Here is an 18,809-nt window from a genome sequence, read left to right on the forward strand (position 1 = left end):
AGCCGAGCTGCGGTCGCCTGAAATGGCGGCGTGTTGACCATTGCCGCATCCGGAAATGCTGGCGAATTTCGCCAAACAGCTCGTTGAGCTACGTCGACTCCGCTCCGGTTTCTCGTCTCGATTTTCCAGACTTGCGGTCGAAGACCTGCACGAGGTCGGGGTCCACACGAAAATGGAGGGTTTGTCCTGTGCTGACCTGCTCTTCTCCGTCGACCACGACAGTGGCGGACGTGCCGCCGATATCGACGACGAGATGGGTTTGCGCGCCCGTCGGCTCGATGAGGGTGACGTTGCCGAAGAGAGCCGTACGCTCCCGGCTGATCTGGAAGTGCTCCGGACGTACGCCGATGACGACCTGGTCTCCGGCTGACGCTTGGCATTGCGGCAACGCCACGGCGATTCCTTCACCGAGTTTGCCGACGAGCCGGTCGCCGGCCGCTTCGATATGGGTCTCGAAGAAGTTCATGGCCGGGGAGCCGATAAATCCTGCAACGAACGTATTGGCCGGACGCCGATAGAGCTCCAGTGGAGAGCCCTGCTGCTCGATCCGCCCCTGGTTGAGAACGATGATGCGGTCGGCGAGGGTCATGGCCTCGATCTGGTCGTGGGTCACGTAGATCGAGGTGGTCTTGACCTTGCCGTGCAGCGCCTTGATCTCGGTGCGCATCTGCACGCGCAGTTTGGCATCGAGGTTCGAGAGGGGCTCGTCGAAAAGGAAGGTCGCGGGGTCGCGCACGATGGCCCGCCCCATGGCCACGCGCTGGCGCTGTCCGCCCGACAGATGCGCGGGCCTGCGATCCAGCAGGTTGATCAGGTCCAGCATTCGCGCCGCTTCCTCGGTGCGTCGCGCAATCTCAGGCTTGGACATCCCCGAAAGGCGCAGGTTGAAACCTATGTTCTCGGCCACCGTCATATGCGGGTAGAGCGCGTAGTTCTGGAACACCATCGCTACATTGCGTTCGCGCGGGTTGAGCGCATTGACGAGCATGTTGTCGATCCGGATCTCGCCGGAGGTGGGATGCTCCAGGCCGGCGATGATGCGCAGGATGGTGGATTTGCCGCATCCGGAGGGGCCTACAAGCGCGACGAACTCGCCGTCTTCGATACTCAGGTTGATGTCATGGATGACATCGACCACGCCGAACGACTTCTTGAGATCCTTGAGTTCAACGGATGCCATCGTGATCCACTCCGTTTGGCAGCGACATGTTGAGGAACTCCCGAGCCCGGCTCGTCACCGCGACTTCGACCGGCAGCCGCTCCATCGAGGACGCGCCGTAGAAGCCGTTGATGCCGTGGGTCCGGTCGAGCACGTATTGAGCGTCCGCCGGTTCTGCGATCGGGCCGCCGTGGCAGAGGACAATGACGTCTGGCCGGACCCGCCGCGCTGCGGCTGCCCATTCCGCGATTTTATCGACGCAGTCATCGAGGGTTACGGCGGTATGGGCGCCGATCTGGCCCCCCGTCGTCAGGCCCAGGTGGCACACGATGATGTCCGCCCCGGCCTTGGTCATGGCGGCCGCATTCTCGCTCGAGAATACGTAGGGAGTGGTCAGCAGGCCGAGGCTGTTCGCCTTTGCGATCATTTCCACCTCCTTGTAGTAGCCCATGCCGGTCTCTTCGAGGTTGGCGCGGAAGATGCCGTCAATGAGCCCGACCGTCGGGAAGTTCTGGACGCCCGAGAAGCCGATGCGGGCGAGTTCGGGCAGGAAGACATCGGGATCGTAGAACGGGTCGGTCCCGTTCACGCCGGCAAGGACAGGTGTGTGCTTGATCACCGGAAGGACTTCCCGCGCCATGTCGACAACGATTTCGTTCGCGTTGCCGTAGGCCAGCATGCCGGCAAGCGAGCCGCGGCCGGCCATGCGGTAGCGGCCGGAGTTGTAGATGATCAGAAGGTCGATCTCTCCGCCCTCCTGCAGTTTGGCGGTGATGCCGGTGCCTGCGCCGCCTCCCACAATGGGGAGCCCGGCGGCCATCTTGGCTCTCAGCCGGGTCAGAATTTCGGTGCGGGTAAGTCGTGCCATAAGGTTCAGTCCTTCAGTTACGCAACGCAGGCTTGGCGCTTGCCTCGCCGATCAGGTGCTGCAATTCCGCGGCGGCGCGGGCGGCAAAGAGCGGGTCGTTGATGTCGGTGTCGACCTCGATCAGGCGTATTCGACCATCAAGACCGGCGCGGATGGCGCTGAAAAGCGCATCGTCGGCGTCCGGATCGTGGAAGGGGCCATCGGCCTTCGCTATCGCGGAGACTCCGCGCAGCGGCAGCATCACCACGCAGGCAACGTTGAGCGCGGATACGCGCTCGGCGAGCCGGCGGCCGAGCTCCGCGCATTCCTGCGGCGTCGTTCGCATCAGCGTGACGCTCGGATTGTGGACGAAGAGGTTGCGCGCGCGAAACTGGGCCGGCACCGTATCCATCGGACCGAAGTTGACCATGTCGAGCGCGCCGACTGAAACCACGCGGGGCGTCGCCTCGGGCCCCGAATGGGTGAGCCGCCCCGGTCCAGCCGAGAAAACACCCCCGACAAGCTCATCGGCGAGTTCGGTCGTGGTGATGTCCAGGACGCCCGCGAGAAGGCCATTGTCCACCAGCGACTCCAGCGTGCGTCCGCCCGAACCCGTCATATGGAACGTGAGGACCTCGAACCCCTTGCTCTCGAGGATCCGACGTCCCTCCGTCACGCAGGGGGTCGTCACCCCGAACATGCTCGCGGCGACAAGGGGGCTGGCGTCGATGGACTCGACCCGCGAAGCGCCGATCATGCCGGCGAGCGCGGCCGCCGCATTGGCAAGGATGCGGGCCGAGATGCGGTTGACGCCCGCGATATCGACGACGCTGGGAAAGAGCACGAGGTCGGTTTCCCCGACATAGACGCTGGTGTCGGCGGAGGCGGCGGTCGAGACGATCAGTTTGGGAACGCCGAGGGGAAGCCCGCGGAACGCCTGGGCGGCGATGGACGTGCCGCCTGTTCCGCCGAGGCTGATGGCGCCGTCGAGCTTTCCATTCCGATGGAGATCGGCAACGACCCGCTCGGCGCCGCGCGCCATGGTCGTTACTGCCGCCCCACGGTCATTCCTGCCGGCGAGCTCACCAAGATCGCTGCCGGCCGCCTTGGCGACCGCCTCGCGTCCAATGTCGGCAGGGATTGTCGGCTCGCCCAGTACGCCGCAGTCGATGAGCGTGACCGTCAGTCCCGCATTTACCAGCCGGTCCCTGACGAAGGCGAATTCCGCCCCCTTGGTGTCGAGCGTTCCGAGCATCACCACATTGGCCATTTTCCCCTCCCCGAAAGCCGATGCGGATCAGCCGATATTGCCGATGCCGGGGATGGCCCCGGCCGGCGCCTCGCGGAAATCGGGCAGTTCGCGTAGCGCCCGCTCGGCCCCACCTGGGGTGTAGACCACGAGGAGGGTGAGATCGCTCCAGCCGGTGTTCAGCGTGGAGTGGTAGACGCCGCGCGGGATGTAGAACATGTCGCCCGCAGCGATCGGAAACGGCTCCTTGTCATCGATCATCTGGCGTCCATGACCGGCGACCACGTAGATCAGCTCATCGGCGTCGGGATGGTTGTGGCGGTCATGACCCTTGTTGGGAAACACGACCACGTCGCCCGCGGTCATGCTCGCCCCACCGGCCGTCACGTCGGGGCTGACGCGCCACTTGATCCGTCCCCAATCGAAGAGACTGGTGGCAAAGTCGTTGGGATGCAGGTTTTTCACGGAAGTTTCCTCCTCAACGCCGCGCCGGGCTTTCGACGTGGATGCCCATGCGGTCTTCGTAGTAGGTGATGCACGCGCTCTGGCCCCAGAGCTTGTCGCCCTTTTCGAGGGCGCCGCCGAAGACTTCGAGCAGGGCCTCGGAGAAGGGCGTCGTTGCGCCGAGTGCCTTGGCCGTCTCCAGCACGTAGCGCATGTCCTTGGTGTGGAGCGCCAGCTGCCCACCCTGGCCGAATTCGCGTTTGGCGATGCGCGGATAACCGCGCTCGACCTGGTTCACGGCCGCTCCGGTCGTGCGGATGGCCTCCCACACCCTGTCGATATCGAGCCCGGCCTTGGCGGCGAACGCCATACCCTCGGCGACAACGGCGATGTTGACGCCCGAGATCATGTTCTGGACGAGCTTGGTGTAGTGTCCGTGGCCGTTCGGTCCGACGAGAGTGGTGCGGTGCCCGACGATCTCGAAGACCGGATAGATCTCGTCGAACAGGGCCTGCTCGCCACCGACCATGATATCCATGCCGTGGGGACCGAAGCTGATCGGCGCGTCGAGGAAGCGGATGCCCTTTTCCTGGCACAGCCCAACGAGTTCGGCGGTGCGCGAGGGCAGGCTCGTGCTCATGTCGACCAGCACCTGCCCCGGCCGCATGCGTGCGAGCAGACCATCGGGACCGCGGGTCACCGCTTCGACGATGTTGGAGTTCGGCAGCGAAAGCAGCACGACGTCGGTTCGCCCGACCATATCGGCGTAGCTGCCCACGCGCCTGGCCCCGTTCTGCTCGGCCCGCGCGAGTGCCGCCTCCGATGGGTCCATCACCAGGACCTTGTAACCGGCGTCAGCCAGGTCCTTGGCCATGCGGCCACCGACATTGCCAACTCCGATGATGCCGACGTTCTTTTCGGACAATTTCCATTCCTCCCAAGTGTTCAGAGTTTCATGCCGGTCGTGGCGAGGCCCTCGACGATGAGCCTCTGGAAGAGCATGAAGATGATGAGAACCGGCACGACGGAGAGCGTCGACATGGCCAGGAGCTGGCCGTAGAACGACGAGCCGGTCGTATCGAGAAAGCGGTTGAGACCAACGGCGACCGTCAGCTTCTCGGCGCTGTTGAGGTAGACGAGCTGGCCGAAGAAGTCGCCCCAGGTCCAGATGAAGGTGAAGATGGCGACCGTCGCCAACGCCGGCTTGCAGAGCGGCACGATGACGTACCAGAGCACCTGCCAGCGCCCGCACCCGTCGACGATCGCCGCCTGGTCCAGCTCCTTGGGCAGGCCGCGGATGAAGATCGTCATCAGGTAGACGAAGAAGCCGTCGACCGCGAAGAACTTGGGCACCGTCAGCGGCAGGAAGGTGTCGACCCAGCCGATCTGGTTGAACACCAGGTATTGCGGCAGGATCAGGACCTGCAGCGGCAGGATCAGCGATACGATCAGCACGGCGAACATCAGCGTCATGCCGCGGAACTCCATCCGGGCGAAGGCATAGGCCGTGATGGTGCAGGCGACGAGGTTTCCGACCACCGCGAGCCCCGCGATGATGAAGGAATTGAGAAAGAACACGCTGAAGGACTGGCCCTGCGTGCTGCGCCAGCCGAGGACGAAGTTCTCGAGCGTCGGTTCGGCCGGGATCAGCGAGGGGCTGGCGAAGATCTGCCCCTCGGGCATGAAGGACCGGCTGATCATCCAGATCAGCGGATAGAGCATCACATAGGTGCAGCCGAGCAGGACGGCGTGCTTGAGGAGGAGCCTCATCATGGAGCCGGAACCGGTCATGGCGCGATCAGTCATTGTTCACCCACCTGCGTCCGGACTTGAGGATGAGGAAGGTGGCGCAGCCGATCACGACCAGCAGGAACCAGGCCATGGCGGAGGCGTAACCCATCTGAAAATTGGAGAAGCCCTTCTGGTAGAGGTAGAGCGTGTAGAAGAGCAGCGAGTTGGCGGGCGCGCCGGTGCCGCCGCTGATCACATAGGCCTGCGTGAAGGTCTGTGAGGCGCTGATCATCTGCATGATCAGGTTGAAGACCACCACCGGCGCCAGCAGGGGCAGCACGACGAAGCGGAACCGCACCCAGGACGTCGCGCCGTCTATGGCCGCGGCCTCGAGCAGTTCCTTGGGAATCTGGCGCAGCGCCGCCAGGAAGATCACCATCGATGATCCGAATTCCCAGACGCGCAGGGCAATGAGCGTGTAGATGGCGTAGCGCGGGTCGTTGAGCCAATTGGCGCCCTTGATGCCGAAAACGGCGAGGGCCGAGTTGACGATGCCCGGATTGCCGAACACCTGGCTCCAGAGCACCGCGACGGCCACGCTCGCTCCCAGCAGGGACGGCACGAACAATGCCGCGCGATAGAAATCCGCGCCCGCAAAGCGCTTGTTGAGCGCGATCGCGACGAGCAGCGAAAAGGCGACCTGCAAAGGCACGCCGAAGAAGATGTAGATGCCGGTGACCCGTAGCGCCTGGATGAAGCGCGGGTCGTTGAACAGCATCGTCTGGTAGTTGGATAAGCCCACGAACTGCGTGTTCGGCGAAAAGCTGTAGTTCGTGAACGAAATGACGAACGACCAGACGATGGGCAGCGCCATGAAGGCGAGGATGCCCACCAGCCAGGGCGCCATGAAGAACCAGGGCGACTCCACCAGGCTGAACCATGCCGCGCGCCTGCGCGGCATGGGCAGGGCTTCCCCGCCTTCTGGAGGCATGGTTCGGGTCGCCTCGATCACGCCGCGATCTCCGCGATCGAAGCGACCTCGCCGAAGAATTCCTCGACGGTCTGGTCGACCGAGGTCATCCCGAAGACGACACTATCCGACTTGGCATTGAAGAGGGACGTGATGTCCGCCCCATTGGCCGGATAGTTGGGGAAGGTGACTGCGTTCGGTACCATCTCGTCGAGGAACTGCGACACGATCTGGCTCGGGGCCGGCAGCATCGGTTCGACCATCGCCTGGAGATCGCTGTTGCCGAGCCGGCCGTGCTCGTTGAGAAAGACGCGCGCCATCTCCTCGTCGTTGACCCACCAGTTGATGAGCTCGGCCGCGAGCTTGGGATCGCGCGAGTTGTTGGCGATGCCGAAATAGGCACCCACGATCACGCTCTTTCCCGGCTCGCTCGCGTGCGGCAGGTACTGGATGTTGAGCGGATCGTTGCGATGCGCTTCCTGGTAGGCCTGCCAGATGTGCAACTGGTTGGCATTGGTCGACATGATCGCCGCCCGGCCGGTGGAGAAGAGGCGTTGCGGCTCGGGATTGCTTTCGTCCTGGGCGGCCGTCGCGGCGTCGGGAATCCCCCCGCCATCGCGCAGGCGCTGCCAGAGCCCATACCATTCGGCCAGGTGCTCGCGCTTGAAGGCGATGCGTCCATCACCGTCGAACATCGAGGTATCGAACTGGCGCAGGAACACCTCGAACATGTTGGCGTTCTTCGAGCCGTCGGTGGCGCCGTAATAGCCATCGGGCAGCTTGCCGACGAACTCGAGCACCTTGGCCTCGAAATCGGCCCAGGTCGTCGCGTCCGGAAGGGGCTCGACGCCCGCTTCGTCGAACAAGGCTTCGTTGTAGAAGACGACGGGCCCCGAATTGCCGGTCGAGATGGTGTAGGTCACCCCGCCGACCTTGCCGCTGTCGATCACGGACTGAGGAAACTTCGACAGATCGATGGTCCCATCCGCGATGAAATCGTCGAGCGGCAGCATCCAGCCGCGGTCACTCAGGCCACGCAGCTCGCGGTGCGTGACGTTGACGATGTCGGGCAGCTGGCCGCCCACGGCCTGGGTGCCGAGCTTGAGGAAGTAGTCGTTGTAGGGTGCGTATTGCCTGCCGACGGAAACCCCGCGCACCTCCTCGAACATGTCGACGAGCTTGTTGTAGAGGTCGGCACGGGCGTTGCCGCCGAACCAGGAGACCGAGATCGCGTCGGCCTGGGCGAAGGCAGGCCGGGCCAGCGAGGCCATAGCGAGGCCGGCCCCGCCGAGCTTGAGCAGCGAGCGCCGCGATAATCTGTTGCAGTTCATGGATTCCCCTCCCTTGATGTCCGCTAGCGAACGGACGTGTACTTGCGGACGAGCTCCACGCCCGCCCGCAGGTCTTCGACCATTGTCGACTTGTCGATCCGCGGCAGCTCCACGACGATGTAACCGGAGAACCCGAGTTCCACGGCTCGTGAGATGACCGGATCGAACGGCACGATGCCCGCGCCGAACCGCACGAAATCCGTCGTGCCCTGCGCGCGGCAGTCCTTGGCATCGATGTGATGGATCTTGTCGGGCATCGTTTCGATCAGATCGACCATGTCGACGCCCGAGGAAGCGAAGTGCCCCATGTCGAGGCACACGCCGATATTGGGCGAGTCGATCTCGGAGAAGATCGCCTCATAGTCTTCCTTGAACTCGAAAGCGTTCTGGAAATGGTTCTCGACGACGAGGGAGATTCCCATGTCTTCTGCAACCGGAACGACATGGCGGAACACCTCGATCGCAGCCTTGAGCCCGCCTTCGGCCTTGCGGCTCGCGCCGGTGAACTTGAGAACGCTCGCGCCAAGCTCCCGGCAGGCGTGCAGCATCCAGAGGAAGTTGGCGACTTCCGTGGTGAGGTGAAACGGCCCCTGACCGCGAAACGGCAGGAAGTGCACTGAAACGGGGTTCAGTCCGGCGTCGAGGAAGCGCCCTCGGTTCCGCTTCAATCCGTCCGGAGTGATGTTCCGCGGATGCCAGCACATGAGCTCGGCGTTCGGAACACCGAGCTCGGGCAGAACATCCAACGCATATGCAAAGTCTTCATCGCCGAAATGATCGGCGCCAATACTTGCAACAGCCAGTTGAATAGGTTCACCGGCGCGCAATAGCGCGGTGTCGCGAACGTTATCGCGCATGAACACCTCTCCCAGGAGCGTTGTTTCTTGTTCGCTCTTGGGGTTCACCTCACATCGGATGCTCAGAAGGGTCAAAGGCCAATTTGCCGGAAGTGGACTTTACCCCCTCCGAGCGACTCCCAATTGAGCGCCGGCGATCGCCGGGACACCTCGGAAGCATTAGGCATGCCGCGGCACAATCGTAGACGGCGATAACTTCGCGCAGGGGCCGGGACTTCTATGGAAGGGTGGCCTCACACCCCTCATAGGCCACTACCGGCAAATTGGCTTTTGACACCCCTGGTCGCGAAAGGTTCCCTTGGATGGGTTCGTCCGCACAAAAACCAAACACAAGCGGGGAACGTCTATGGGAGGAAACGAATGATACGACCAGCTATACCAGCCCTCATGGTTGCCATTGGAGCCTGCATGGCCCCCGCCGCAAGCGCACAGGAGGTCAGCGGCGAGATTTCCTTCGCCTGGTGGGGCGCCGAGGCGCGTAACCGCGCCATTCTGGAAGTGGTCGCCGCCTTCGAAGAGGCGCATCCAGGTGTCAAGGTCCTGCCCCAACCGACGGAATTCGCGCGCCACTGGGACCGCGTGACGGTTCAGGCCGCCGCCGGCCAGGTTCCCTGCATCCCCATGATGCAGACACGCTATCAGGTGCGCTACGAGAACCTGGGGGCCTTGCTGCCGCTCGACGATCTGATCGCCGAGGGCAAGATCGACGTCTCCACCATCCCCGAGGAGTTGATCGAAGGCCATCGCAACGCCGACGGAAACCTCTACACGCTGCCCATCGGCCTCTGGTTCGAGACCTACCAGTACAACTGGACCAGACTCGAACCCACCGGTGTGGGCGAGCCCCAGAACGACTGGACCTACGAGGACTATATCGAGTGGGCCAGGCAAGCGCGGACCGAGCTGGATGAGGGGGTTTATCCCCTGTCCCAGCTGGGTACTTCGATTACCCAGTTTCAGATGTACGCCCAGGCGCGCGGAGAAGACCTGTTCGACGGCGTCGAGCCCGGCTTCTCCGAGGAGACGCTGGCCGACTGGTTCCGCCTTTGGGCGACGGCAAGCGAGGAGCGCCTGGCGCCCGACATGGCAATGAGCGCGGAAGAACCGACCGCCACGCCGCAGACCTACATGGCGCAGGGGATCACCCTGTCGCGCACGGGCGGGGACGTCACCGCGTCCGAGCTGCAGGCCGTACTCAATGAGCTCGACGGAAGCGTCGTGCACCAGGCCAAGTCGCCGAACGGCAACAACCCGCTGGTGTCCGGCAGCCACACCCTCGCCATCTCGACCAACTGCGCCAATGTCGACGCAGCGGCTGCGTTCATCGACTTCTGGCTGAACGACGAACCCGCCGCTGTCCGGCTGCAATCCCAGGTCGGGCTCGTTCCTTCGGCGTCTCTTCTCGAGGCGCAGGCCGCCGACCCCAACTCCCCGCCCACGCTCGTCGACCGCATCGAGATGTATACCGACTTCGCGGACACCTATGGGGTGAGGATCGACGTCTGGCCGGACAATACCCAGCATCTGGTCAACGAATTCCGCGACATCTACCAGCAGGTCGGCTTCGGTCAATCCTCGCCCGAAGATGCGGCGTCGCAGTTTGCCGAGGAAGTGCGCCGGTCCCTGGCCCTCAACTGACCACCGACCAGGCGAGGGAACTCCTGCCATGTCCTTATCCGGACCAAATAAGCTCGCCCGGTCGGCCTGGCTCTCCGACCGTGCACGCGAGAGCATCGCCGCCTACGTGTTCCTTTTGCCCTGGCTCATTGGCTTCGTGTTTATAACGCTGGGCCCGATCCTGGCTTCGCTCGCCCTCTCCTTCACCAATTTCAGCGGCTCGCTGGAGCGGATGCAGTGGGTCGGGCTCGACAACTACATACGCATGTTCACCTCGGACCGGGCCTATTGGGGCTCGGTCCGGGTGACGCTGCTCTATGTCTTCGTCTCGGTGCCCATCATGCTGGCCTTCGCGCTGGCGGTGGCGGTGGTGCTGAACCGGGGGCTGCGGTTTCTCGGCATCTACCGCACCATCTTCTATTTGCCGTCGCTGCTCGGCACCAGCGTCGCCATTGCGGTCCTCTGGCGCTACGTTTTCGGCCAGTACGGCTTGATCAACCAGCTTCTCGGCCTGTTCGGCATCGAGGGCTTCAGCTACATCGGCGATCCCCGCTCCGCGCTCCAGACGATCATGGTGCTGAACGTATGGACGTTCGGCGCGCCAATGGTCATCTTCCTCGCGGGCCTACGCCAGATTCCGGCGCAGATCTATGAAGCCGCCACCCTCGACGGCGCCAACGCATGGCAGCGCTTCTGGTCGATAACGCTGCCCTCGCTTTCCCCGCTCGTGCTCTTCAATGGCGTCCTCAGCATGATCGGCGGCTTCCAGGCCTTCACGCAGGTCTATGTGATCAGCGACGGTTCGGGGGGACCGGCGGGCTCCACCATGTTCTACACCCTGCTGCTCTACCAGCGCGCCTTCACGCAGCTGCAACTCGGCTACGCCTCCGCCATGGCATGGGTGCTGCTGTTGTTCATCGGGGTGGTCACGGCGGTTCTCTTCCTCAGCGCCAAGTACTGGGTCCACTACGGAGAAGGACGATGACCAATCCGGCCGCGTCGAGATCGCAGCGCTCCGTTGCGGCTCCCCGTCGCGACACCTGGAGCCACATCCCCGAAGGGATGCGGCCGATCCTGGCGCATACCGCACTGATCAGCGCCTGCTTCGTGATGATCTACCCGCTCCTGTGGCTGACCGCCTCGGCCTTCCGCGAGCCGGCCGCAATCTTCACCTCTCCCGGCCTGTGGCCCGGCGAACATTTCACGCTCGAGAATTTCGTGACGGGCTGGCAGGGATTGGGTTTCGTCGGGTTCTCGACCTTCTTTGCAAACTCACTGATCGTGGCCGGCCTCAGCGTGGTCGGCAACGTCTTTGCCTGTGCGCTGGCCGGCTACGCTTTCGCGCGTCTCAACTTTCCGTTCCGGCGCACGCTGTTCGCCCTGATGATGGGCACGATCATGCTGCCGCTGCATGCCTTGCTCATTCCGCAATACATACTCTTCAGCTCTCTTGGCTGGCTCGACACGTTCCTTCCGCTCGTCGTGCCCAAGTTCTTGGCCACCGAAGCGTTCTTCGTCTTCCTGTTCGTGCAGTTCTTCCGGACCATACCCGGCGAGCTGACGGACGCTGCGCGCATAGACGGGTGCGGACATTTCCAGATCTTCTGGCGGATCTTCGTGCCCCTGGCCCTGCCGGCCATGGCGACCACCGCCGCGTTCTCGTTCATCTGGGCCTGGAACGACTTCCTGCACCCGCTGATCTACCTCAACAGCCCTCAGAACTACACGGTCACCGTGGGTCTCTCGCTGTTCCTCGATGCGACCAGCGAATCCAATTACGGCGCCATGTTCGCCATGTCCCTGGTGTCACTGCTGCCGGTCGTCGGCTTTTTCCTGTCGTTCCAGAAACTGCTGGTGGCGGGAATAGCGACCACCGGAATGAAATAACCCGAACTGGAGACGAGAATGCCTGAGACCACCACTCTGGGACAGCCAACCGCGATACCGGGACGATTCTCCGGCCGCAGGGTCGTGGTCACGGGGGGAGCGGCGGGGATCGGCCGCGCCTGCGTCGACCGGTTCATCGACGAGGGCGCCGAGGTCGTCATTCTCGACCATAACGGCGAGGCCGGAGAACGCGTGCTGGCGGAGATCCGGGCGCGGGGGAAGGACGCCCGCTTCGTAGCGCTCGACCTGTCGGACAGCGCCGCCACGGAGGCGGCCGCCAAGGCTCTGGACAGCGAACTGGGCGCCATCCATGTGCTCGTGAACTCGGCAGGGCTGGTTCATGTCGATGGCCGGCAGAGCAATCCTTTCGTCGAGCGCGGCCTTGCCGGGTGGGACCCGCTGACGACCGTCAACCTCAAGGCTATCGCCATACTCGTCCACGGCATGCTTCCCGCCCTGACGGCCGGCCGGGCCTCGATCATCAACATTTCCTCCGAGGCCGCCTTCAAGGCCCGGTCGGACCGCTGGATCTACGACATGACCAAGGCCGGCCTGCTCTCCATGACGCGTTCGATGGCGGCGGCGCTCGTCAGTCGCGGCATCCGGGTCAACGCGGTCGCGCCCGGCGGCACGATCACCGAGATGCACCTCAACGATTCCCCCGATCCCGAGGCAAAACGCGCCGAGATGGAAAAGCAGAAAACGGCGAGCCTCCTCGGCCGGCTGGCGCGCCCGCATGAGATCGCTGCCGCCATCACGTTTCTGGCCAGTGACGACGCCTCGTTCATAACCGCCACGACGCTGCAGGTCGACGGCGGACTGCAGAGACTGGGTTAGGAGCACAGCATGGCCGCACAGGCACCCATCGGCGTCGGTCTAATCGGGCTCGGCAACAGCGGCTGGTATTATCATGCCGAGGGAACGCTGCGGAAATCGGAGCAGTTCGACCTCGTGGCCGTGTCGGGTCGCACCCGGGCCCGGACCGACGCGGCGGCGCGCGCCTTTGGCGCAGCGCCTCACTACGACTGGCGTAAGCTCATCGAGGATCCAAGAGTACAGCTCGTCGTGATCGCGACCCCGCACGACCTCCACTCTCCGATGGCCGTTGCCGCGGCTGCTGCAGGCAAGCACGTCGTCGTCGAAAAGCCGATGTCGAACACCGCCGCGGAAGCCCGCGAGATGATCGCGGCGGCAGAAGAGAGCGGTGTCGTGCTCAGCGTCTTCCAGAACCGGCGCTGGGAACACCAGTACCAGACGATCCGCCAGCTCGTGCGGGAAGGCGCGATCGGCAATGTGTGGCGTGTCGAGGAGCGCCGCATGCACCGCGGCAAATACACCGTATCGGGCCCCGATTCTCCCCATAGCGGTACGGAGCCGGCCGCCTGGGCGCACACTACCGAACAGGGCGGAGGCGTGACTTATCTCATCTCCCCGCACCTGATCGACCACCAGCTTCAGCTGTTCGGTGAGGATCCGCTGGATGTATCGGCTGTGATGCATACCTTTCCCGGCGACGCCGTCGAACACTATGCCGATATCAGAATGACCTTTCCGGGCGGCGCACTGTCCCGCATCGAAATCTACCGCGAAGCGATCGAGGAGTTGCCGAGCTGGGTGGTGGCTGGAGACCGCGGAACGATCGTCGGCCCCGACCTGCGCACGCTTCACGTCCGCCTCCAGGGCCAGGATCCAAAGACGCTAGACGACCTGCCTCAACTGCGCGAATGCGATGCCTTCTACGAGCAGCTCCATCGCGCCATCACCGAAGGCGAACCGCCCCCCGTCGAGCCGCTGGATAGCGCCAAGGTCATCCGGGTCATCGAACTGGCCCACATGTCCGCACGCTCCGGTGGCACCCGGCAGTCGTTCGCCTTCTGACGCATTCCGTCGCGCATGCCGGGAGGTCGCGCGGTATCGACGGACGAGACAGACGGACGAGCTCCACAGCGTCTACAGGGTCCTCCTCGATGGAGCGGCTGCCGATGGAAGCCGCGGCAGCCGACCGGCCCGCTCGTTCCTGATTACGTCTCCGCCGCAATTCACAAAGGAGGATCATTGGGGCTGGCATCAGACGTGCGCGGCAACAGGCCGATCGGGGGTGCCGGTAGCGGAGGATATCGATGTCGGAAATCGTCAACGTTCATCAACTCGTCCGTCTGATTGACGGCTGGGAGTCTGGCCAGGGCAAACGCAGCGAACTGTTGGCGAGCACAATCAAGAGCCTGATCGACAGAGGGCGCCTGCCGGCTGGCGTGCGGATGCCTTCGGAACGGCTGGTGGCTACGACACTCGGCGTAGCACGTGTCACGGTCAGCGACGCGTTCAATATCCTGCGCGATGTCGGGGCGCTCTCCAGCCGAGCCGGTGTGGGAACCTTCGTGTCGTCAATGGGGTCAACAGTATCAGCCGGCGGGGATGCACGTTTGCAGTCATTTCTTCAGGTGCGCGGGTCCGATCGCATCGATCTGCGCAACGCCGCGCCGCCCGCGGTGCCGATGGTCGGCGAGGTCATGGCCGACTTGCCGTTCGAGAACATCGAACCGCTTCTTCGCTCGCACGGCTACGTGCCTCAGGGCCTCGACGGGCTCATCGAGGCCATCTGCATCTACTATACCAATCTTGGTCTGCCGACACGGTATGAAGAGGTGCTCGTCACCGCCGGCGCACAGCAGGCAGTGCACCTGGTTGCGAGCTGCGTGATCGTCCCCGGCGACACGGTGGTGGTCGAGGATCCGACCTTTCGCGGTGGCATAGAGTGCCTGAGGTCGATAGGGGCGCGACTGGTCGGCGTGCAAAGCGGCGTCGAAGGGGTCGACCTCGACGAACTCGAGACAAGCTTCCGCAGATATCGTCCGCGCCTAGCCCTGCTCATGACCACGGTTCACAATCCGACGGGCACCTCGATCAGCGAGTCCAAGAGACGGTCCATCGGCGCGCTTGCCGACCGCTACAATGTTACGGTGGTCGACGATGCCTCTACGAGCGATCTCCTGTTCTCCGATGAGCTGCCGCGACCCATGGCGGCGTTCAGCGACAACTGCATCACCATCGGGTCTGCCAGCAAGAGCTTCTGGGGCGGATTGAGGATCGGTTGGATCAGGGCCCGCGCCCAGGTCCTGGGCGGGCTGCTCGCCGCCAAGGGCGCCGAGGACCTTGGCACGTCCATTCCAGCCCAGCTCATCACCAGCCGGCTTCTGCCGCATATCGATCGTGCCCGTGCATTTCGACGAGCATCGCTGCAGGCTGCGCTCCAAGCCGTCATGGACGATGTCGCCATCCACCTGCCCAAGAGCTCCGTCAAGAGACCGACCGGTGGGGCGTCGCTATGGCTGCGATTGCCGGAAGGCCTCTCGGCCAGCGTGGTCTGCGCTGCTGCATCTCGGGACGGCGTCGACCTGCTGCCCGGCCCCACCTTCAGCATCAGCCACAGCTTCGATGATCACATCCGCATCGGCTACGCCGCACCACGCATGCTCATCGCCGACGGCATTGCGCGTCTTGGCCGAACCATACAGCGGCTCCGCCCTGCGTGAATCACCGCTTTTGGACCGAGGCCCACGCGCCTGTCCTCTCGCTCTCGAAGATCGCATCGAGGACATGCATGGAGCTGATCGCATCTTCGACGCCGTAGGGCAGGGCCTGCCGGCCCAGCGCGGCCAGAGCGAACGCCTCGGCCATCTCGGTATATTGATCCGACGGCGGCAGGACCTCGCGCCGGGCCAGCGAACCGTCGAGCGTCAGGCCACGGTCGACCAACAGCGCGGTGGCGGTGTCGGCGGGCGCGTTGTAGGGGATGACGATCTCGACCCGCCCCCTGGTGCCCAGCAGCTCCAGCGACTGATTTGGCGCGAGCTGCGTGGAAACCAGGAACGTCAGGTGGCGGCCCTGGCCGAAATCGGCGATGACGCTCGCCTGGCGGTCGGTGCCGAAATTGGGATCGCGGTCGACCAGGGCGACGACGCGCTCGGGCTCCGCCTCGAAGAAGAAACGTCCGCCGGTTACGGGATAGCAGCCGATGTCGAGGAGGCCACCGCCGCCGATATCGGCCTTGTTGCGCACGTTTGCCGGGTCGGTGTTGAAGTAGGTGAAGACGGCGCGTACGCCGCGCACCTCCCCGATCTCGCCGGAACGGGCGATTTCGCGGGCCCGCAGCCATTGCTGGTGGAAGCGGACCATGAAGCCTTCGAGGATCAGGCGGTCCGTCCGGGCGCCGCGCAGTTTCCTGGCATCCTCGGCGGTGATGGCGATGGGCTTTTCGCACAGCACGTGCTTGCCCTGCGCATTGGCCGCCAGCGTCAGCTCGACGTGCAGGTGGTTGGGGAGCGGATTGTAGATGGCGTCGATATCGGGATCGGCCAGCAGTTCCTCATAGGAGCCGTAGGCTTTGGGGATGCCGAGCTTGTCCGCCGCCGCGCGGGCCTGTTCGGCATTGCGCGAGCAGATGGCGACGACCTCGGAATGGGCGGACTTCTGGATGGCCGGGGTGACCTTGGTCATCCCGATGTTGGCGGTGGACAGAATACCCCAGCGAATTTTGTCGGATTTCGTCATGACGGCTCCAGCAGTGAACGTTCGGAACGGAAATATCTATTCGGGGTCGCACCGCCTGATGGCGGCCTGGATGATCCCGGCGATCTCGGCAGCGCGCGCGGCATCAAGCAGGGAGGCAGGAATTGCGATGGATACAGCGGCCGCCGTGATCCCCCGGCTCGAACGCACCGGCACGGCGACACCGCCCGCATCGGGGTAGGTTTCGCCGATATCGTAGCTGAAGCCGAGGGCGCGGGCCCGGTCGAGCTCGCGCGTGACCTTGGCGAGGTCGGCGTGATTGTACTGATCGAAGCGCGGCTCGTTGTGCTCGAGAATGCCGGCGACCAGCGGCGGGTCGAGCAGGGTCAGGATGCTGATCGTGCCCGGACCGATGCCGAGGGGGACCCGGCCGCCGATGCCGCCGGTGAGGGTCTGCACGAAGGCGGTGCCCTCGTGCATGTCTACGCAAATGGCGTCGAACCCGGCGCGGACCATGAGATAGCTCGACTGCTGCGTCACAGCGGCGACTTCGGTGACCGCCGGCCGATAGCGCCGCACCAGCTCGCTGATCGACGTGGAGCGGTTGGCAAGGCCGAATATGGCGGGGCCGAGGCGATAGTGCCCGTAGCGGGCGGCGTTCTCCACGAAGCCGCGCTTCGACAGCGCCACGAGCGCCCGGCGGGTCGCCGATTTGGCCTCGCCGAGCTGCTGTGACAGGGTTTGCAGCGAAAGACCGTCCACGCCGGCATTGCCCAGATGGATCAGAATCTCTCCCGCGCGCTCGGCATTGCTTGAGCTTTCGCTGGCCATTGGCACAAAACCTCTTGTAAATCGAACTGTAGTCCGATTATCGGAACTCTGTCTATAGATAGAAACCGACTATTGCACTATCTTCGGTTTGACGGTGCCATTTTGTCCTCTTGGGGGTAGAAACTTCGATGTTCGACTTTGCGGTTGTCGGTGCGGGGATCAGTGGGTCGGCTACGGCCTACGAGCTGGCCAAACGTGGCCACAGTGTAGTTCTGATAGATCAATACGGTCCGGCGTCAATGGCTTCGGGATGGACGCTGGCCGGTGTGCGCCAGTCGGGCCGCCATCCGGCCGAATTGCCCCTGGCCAAGGCGGCGGTGGCGATCTGGCAGACCCTGTCCGAAGAGCTGGATGGGCAAACCCACTACCGCCAGGTCGGCAATCTGCGCTGCGCCCGCAACGCCGCCGAGGCGCAACGGATCGAGGCCATCGTGGCCGAGCATGGTGCGGCCGGACTCGAAATGCACCTGCTCGAAGGCAAGGACGTTCAGGAACTGGCGCCACTGGTTTCCCCGGACGTGCTTTGCGCCTCGTTCTGCCCCAGTGACGGCCATGCGGATCCGCAGGCGACGGTGCACAGTTTTGTCGAGGCGGGCAAGCGGCTGGGCGTTGAGGTTCGTTTCGGAGAGACCGTCACGGGGCTCGAGGTGACCTCGGGCAAGGCGAGCGGAGTGCGGACTAAAGACGGGGTCATTGCAGCCAGCCAGGTGGTTCTCGCGGCCGGCATCCACGCGAATGAACTGATTCAGCCTTTCGGCTACCGCGTGCCCTACGAGGTGATGAGCGCCACCATGATGCGCTCGGTGGCGATGCCGGCGCGGGAGATGCCGGTCATCGGGGTCGCCAATGGCGACACGACGTTGCGGCAGGAGGCTCACGGCCAATTCCGCATCGGCGGCGGACACGAGGTGTGGGATGGCCAGCTCGATCTCGACCCATGGCCGCAGGTGCGGCCACGCGCCAGCAGCGTCCTGGAGCTGATCGAGCGCTACTCGGCTCTGGTGCCTGCCCTGGCCGACGTCAAGCTCGACCGCCTCTGGTGCGGCCTGATCGACCAGACGGTGGACGCCTTGCCGGTTCTCGACGTCCTGCCCGAAGCGGGAGGAGTCGTTCTGGCGACCGGGTTTTCCGGCCACGGCTTCTGCCTCGGTCCCGTCACCGGGCAGATCCTGGCAGACCTGGCGGAAGGCAAGGCGCCGGCATTGCCGATCGCGCCGTTCCGGATGTCGCGCTTTGCCGATGGTGGCACCGGAAGCACCGTGGAACTGCACGGCTGAGAGCGCGTCAGGCTCGTTTGGAGTCGTCGGTTCTTGCGCCTCCCTCCCCCTTGAGGGGAGGGAATGAGGGTGGGGGTGGTTGTGGGGATCACCGATGGAC

Annotated in this window: 18 protein-coding genes; 7 read left to right on the forward strand and 11 right to left on the reverse strand. The window is 64.1% G+C overall.

Annotated features, from left to right (window positions below):
- Positions 1-88: 88 nt before the first annotated feature.
- The 9 genes from VE25_RS08490 to VE25_RS08530 are packed head-to-tail and all read right to left on the reverse strand — an operon-like array spanning position 89 to position 8,636.
- Positions 89-1,180, reverse strand: coding sequence for an ABC transporter ATP-binding protein (locus VE25_RS08490; protein WP_046108170.1), 1,092 nt, complete (start codon positions 1,178-1,180; stop codon positions 89-91).
- Entirely contained in the window at positions 1,167-2,027 is an 861-nt protein-coding gene (locus VE25_RS08495) for a phosphoenolpyruvate hydrolase family protein (RefSeq protein ID WP_046108171.1), read from the reverse strand. The genes VE25_RS08490 and VE25_RS08495 overlap by 14 nt, the downstream gene beginning before the upstream one ends.
- 13 nt (positions 2,028-2,040) lie before the next feature.
- Positions 2,041-3,276, reverse strand: coding sequence for a Tm-1-like ATP-binding domain-containing protein (locus VE25_RS08500; protein WP_046108172.1), 1,236 nt, complete (start codon positions 3,274-3,276; stop codon positions 2,041-2,043).
- A 27-nt stretch (positions 3,277-3,303) separates the two neighbouring features.
- Positions 3,304-3,720, reverse strand: a complete 417-nt coding sequence (locus VE25_RS08505; RefSeq protein WP_046108173.1) for a cupin domain-containing protein — start codon at positions 3,718-3,720, stop codon at positions 3,304-3,306.
- Between the two features lie 13 nt (positions 3,721-3,733).
- The gene (locus VE25_RS08510; protein ID WP_052731822.1) at positions 3,734-4,624 is read right to left on the reverse strand and encodes an NAD(P)-binding domain-containing protein; all 891 of its coding nucleotides are present in this window, start codon (positions 4,622-4,624) and stop codon (positions 3,734-3,736) included.
- A 20-nt stretch (positions 4,625-4,644) separates the two neighbouring features.
- Positions 4,645-5,505 (reverse strand): carbohydrate ABC transporter permease, encoded by an 861-nt coding sequence (locus VE25_RS22710; RefSeq protein ID WP_046108174.1) that lies wholly within the window; start codon positions 5,503-5,505, stop codon positions 4,645-4,647.
- On the reverse strand, positions 5,498-6,442 hold the full coding sequence (locus VE25_RS08520; protein WP_201776059.1) for a carbohydrate ABC transporter permease: 945 nt from the start codon (positions 6,440-6,442) through the stop codon (positions 5,498-5,500). The genes VE25_RS22710 and VE25_RS08520 overlap by 8 nt, the downstream gene beginning before the upstream one ends.
- Positions 6,439-7,731 carry an ABC transporter substrate-binding protein gene (locus tag VE25_RS08525; protein WP_046108175.1) on the reverse strand — a complete coding sequence of 431 codons (1,293 nt, stop codon included), beginning with the start codon at positions 7,729-7,731 and terminating at the stop codon, positions 6,439-6,441. The genes VE25_RS08520 and VE25_RS08525 overlap by 4 nt, the downstream gene beginning before the upstream one ends.
- Positions 7,732-7,754: 23 nt before the next feature.
- Positions 7,755-8,636, reverse strand: coding sequence for a sugar phosphate isomerase/epimerase family protein (locus VE25_RS08530; RefSeq protein WP_152664558.1), 882 nt, complete (start codon positions 8,634-8,636; stop codon positions 7,755-7,757).
- Positions 8,637-8,996: 360 nt separating this feature from the next.
- Here VE25_RS08530 and VE25_RS08535 point away from each other — a divergent pair, with 360 nt between their 5' ends.
- The 6 genes from VE25_RS08535 (at position 8,997) to VE25_RS08560 (ending at position 15,625) form a co-directional block, all read left to right on the forward strand.
- The gene (locus tag VE25_RS08535; protein ID WP_160299968.1) at positions 8,997-10,226 is read left to right on the forward strand and encodes an extracellular solute-binding protein; all 1,230 of its coding nucleotides are present in this window, start codon (positions 8,997-8,999) and stop codon (positions 10,224-10,226) included.
- Positions 10,227-10,254: 28 nt separating this feature from the next.
- Complete coding sequence (locus tag VE25_RS08540; RefSeq protein WP_046108177.1) at positions 10,255-11,190, forward strand: carbohydrate ABC transporter permease; 936 nt, start codon at positions 10,255-10,257, stop codon at positions 11,188-11,190.
- 77 nt (positions 11,191-11,267) lie between these two features.
- Entirely contained in the window at positions 11,268-12,092 is an 825-nt protein-coding gene (locus VE25_RS08545) for a carbohydrate ABC transporter permease (RefSeq protein WP_439328899.1), read from the forward strand.
- Positions 12,093-12,110: 18 nt separating this feature from the next.
- Positions 12,111-12,929, forward strand: a complete 819-nt coding sequence (locus tag VE25_RS08550; protein ID WP_083988813.1) for an SDR family NAD(P)-dependent oxidoreductase — start codon at positions 12,111-12,113, stop codon at positions 12,927-12,929.
- 9 nt (positions 12,930-12,938) lie between these two features.
- Complete coding sequence (locus tag VE25_RS21765) at positions 12,939-13,970, forward strand: Gfo/Idh/MocA family protein (RefSeq protein ID WP_052731826.1); 1,032 nt, start codon at positions 12,939-12,941, stop codon at positions 13,968-13,970.
- A 242-nt stretch (positions 13,971-14,212) separates the two neighbouring features.
- Complete coding sequence (locus VE25_RS08560; RefSeq protein ID WP_046108179.1) at positions 14,213-15,625, forward strand: aminotransferase-like domain-containing protein; 1,413 nt, start codon at positions 14,213-14,215, stop codon at positions 15,623-15,625.
- Position 15,626: 1 nt separating this feature from the next.
- Here VE25_RS08560 and VE25_RS08565 read toward each other — a convergent pair whose 3' ends face one another.
- Positions 15,627-16,643 carry a Gfo/Idh/MocA family protein gene (locus VE25_RS08565; protein ID WP_046108180.1) on the reverse strand — a complete coding sequence of 339 codons (1,017 nt, stop codon included), beginning with the start codon at positions 16,641-16,643 and terminating at the stop codon, positions 15,627-15,629.
- A 36-nt stretch (positions 16,644-16,679) separates the two neighbouring features.
- Positions 16,680-17,432 (reverse strand): IclR family transcriptional regulator, encoded by a 753-nt coding sequence (locus tag VE25_RS08570; protein WP_046108181.1) that lies wholly within the window; start codon positions 17,430-17,432, stop codon positions 16,680-16,682.
- A gap of 128 nt (positions 17,433-17,560) precedes the next feature.
- On the opposite strand from VE25_RS08570, the gene VE25_RS08575 reads away from it, so the two are divergent.
- Complete coding sequence (locus tag VE25_RS08575; RefSeq protein ID WP_083988814.1) at positions 17,561-18,709, forward strand: NAD(P)/FAD-dependent oxidoreductase; 1,149 nt, start codon at positions 17,561-17,563, stop codon at positions 18,707-18,709.
- Positions 18,710-18,809 lie beyond the last annotated feature (100 nt).

Origin of the sequence: Devosia geojensis, from assembly GCF_000969415.1 — a bacterium.
GTDB lineage: Bacteria > Pseudomonadota > Alphaproteobacteria > Rhizobiales > Devosiaceae > Devosia > Devosia geojensis.